At 42.7% G+C, this 2,370-nt stretch carries 2 protein-coding genes; both read left to right on the top strand.

All coding sequences use genetic code 11. From position 1 onward, the window contains the following. The first annotated feature begins 69 nt into the window (after positions 1 to 69). A complete protein-coding gene (locus Q0212_RS14515) occupies positions 70 to 720 on the top strand; it encodes a hypothetical protein (RefSeq protein WP_297926815.1) in 651 nt (216 codons plus the stop codon). Then, positions 707 to 2,323, top strand: a complete 1,617-nt coding sequence (locus tag Q0212_RS14510; protein WP_297926812.1) for a terminase — start codon at positions 707 to 709, stop codon at positions 2,321 to 2,323. Before Q0212_RS14515 ends, Q0212_RS14510 begins: the two co-directional genes overlap by 14 nt. Positions 2,324 to 2,370 lie beyond the last annotated feature (47 nt).

The raw sequence follows: 2,370 nt of genomic DNA, 5'->3' as shown, positions 1-2,370 counted from the left end.
GTTGGCGTTGGTTATTAAATAGTTTTGCCCGATTAGTTAGCTGTTGGGCTTTTTTATGAGTGATGAGTAATGGCAGAACGTAAACAGGTCGATTGGGAGTCTGTTGAAAGAGACTACTCGGCAGGTTTATTGAGTTTGCGCGAGATTGGCGATAAGCATAATGTGGCACACCAAGTAATCGCTAGAAAAGCCAAAAAAGAAGAGTGGGCAAGAGATTTAAGAGAAAAGATAGCAAAAGCTGTTGATAAAAAAATAGGTGACAAACAGGTAGGTGACAGTCTAGGTGACAGCAAAAAGGCATCTGAAAAAGAAATCATCGAGGTCAATGCCCAAGCAATCGTCAACATCAAGTTAGCCCATCGAGGCGATATTCGTAAAAGTAAACGAATTGTTAATGCGTTGTTTGATGAGCTTGAATTAACTACTGACAACAGAGAATTGTTTGAGCAGTTGGGCGAGTTATTGAGACAAGAAAGCGAATCAGGGCATGATAAATTAAACGATATTTATAAAAAATGTATTTCAATGCCTCATCGAATTGATGGTGTTAAAAAATTAACAGACGCACTAAAAACAATGATTGGGTTAGAGCGAGAGGCTTACGATATTCAATCAACCCCAACACCAATTGATAATGCGGTTTCATCATTACTAAAAGCCGTTCAGGGTAGTTATATTTCTGTTGCCACAAGCAACGTAGATTTTGATGATGACGAATGACATACCGCGACGTAAAGACGGCGGCATCAAGTGGAGTTTTAGACCAACAACGGAAGATGAGTTAAAGGCGTGTCTTAATGACCCCTTGTGGCGTATTTGCTCAGGTGCTTTGTACAAAATCATCATCAAAGGCGACGACAAGAAAGAAAAGAAGGGTGATGACAAGAAGAAGCAAAAAGAAGACTTAGTTGTGTTTTTTAGGCCAAACAGACCGCAAAGACGATTATTGGCTAATTTATGGCACAGAAACGTCATTCTAAAAGCGCGTCAACTTGGTTTTACTACGCTCATTTGTATTTTATGGCTTGATACCGCGTTATTTAATGAAAATATGCGGTGCGGCATCATTGCTCAAGACATAGACGCGGCAGAAGTTTTTTTCAGAGACAAAGTTAAGTTTGCCTACATAAATTTGCCTGAATCGTTGCGAAATCAAATGCCATTGGCGCGTGATAGTGCGAGCGAATTACTGTTTGCTCATAACAACAGCTCGATTCGTGTAGCAACATCAATGCGTTCAGGCACGATTCACAGGTTACACATATCAGAGTTTGGCAAGATTTGCGCTAAATATCCTGATAAAGCAGTTGAAGTAGTTACAGGTTCAATCCCTGCTGTGCCGCAAACAGGTATTTTGATTATCGAATCAACGGCAGAAGGGCGTGAAGGCGAGTTTTACAACATCACCATGCGAGCTAAAGCTGCTAAAGATTCAAACAAGGAATTAACAGTGCGTGACTATCGTTTCCATTTTTTCGCGTGGTGGGACGAAGAACGGTACTGTATGCCAGCCGATAGCGTCAAGCTCACTGATAAAGACAATGCCTATTTTGAACGGATTGAGTCTCAGATTGGTCAACCGATTAGCTTAGAAAAAAGAGCATGGTACATTGCAACACGAGAAGCTGATTTTAGCGGCTCAGAAGAAAAGATGTGGCAAGAGTACCCAAGTACGCCCGAAGAAGCATTTCAGCAATCTACAGAAGGCTGTTACTACTCCGAACAGCTTGCTAAAGCGCGTAAAGAAAGTCGAATTGCGACTGTACCAGTAGTTGAAGGTGTGCCTGTCAATACGTTTTGGGATATAGGCGCGAGTGATGGCACAGCGATATGGTTTCACCAGCGCATTGGCCTAGAGAATCGGTTTATCAGGTTCTACGAAGCATGGGGCGAGCCCTACAGCCATTTTGTTAAGTATATGCAGGCATTGGGCTACGTTTGGGGCAGACATTACCTACCGCACGATGCAACACACAAGCGACAACAAGGCACTAGTGTTAAAAGCCCGATTGATATGCTCGAAGAATTGGGACTACAAAACATCGAGATCGTGCCAAGAGTTGATTATGTGCAGCATGGCATACAAGCAACACGCGATGTGTTTAACCAGTGCTGGTTTGATGAGACTAATTGCAAAGATGGCCTAGCTCATTTAGAAAACTATCGCAAAGAGTGGAACGACAGAGCGGGGTGTTGGAAAGAATCACCGCGACACGACATTCACTCAGAAGCAGCAGACGCATTTAGGCAGTTTGCACAAGGCTACACTTACTACTCACCTAAAACGCCTCAGCGTTCACGCCCAAATTGGCGGAGAGTTTAATAATGGATACAGAAAACACTGTTGCGTTAAGTAATCGCAACGGCATA

The sequence above is a fragment of the uncultured Agitococcus sp. genome (assembly GCF_937920075.1).
In the GTDB taxonomy this organism is placed as follows: Bacteria; Pseudomonadota; Gammaproteobacteria; order Pseudomonadales; family Moraxellaceae; genus Agitococcus.
This window is presented reverse-complemented; position numbering and strand designations above follow the sequence as displayed.

Bases quoted from the DNA above. Each gene is read 5' to 3' on its own strand.
- Q0212_RS14515 (WP_297926815.1), top strand. From the start codon at position 70: ATGGCAGAACGTAAACAGGTCGATTGGGAGTCTGTTGAAAGAGACTAC.
- Q0212_RS14510 (WP_297926812.1), top strand. From the start codon at position 707: ATGATGACGAATGACATACCGCGACGTAAAGACGGCGGCATCAAGTGG.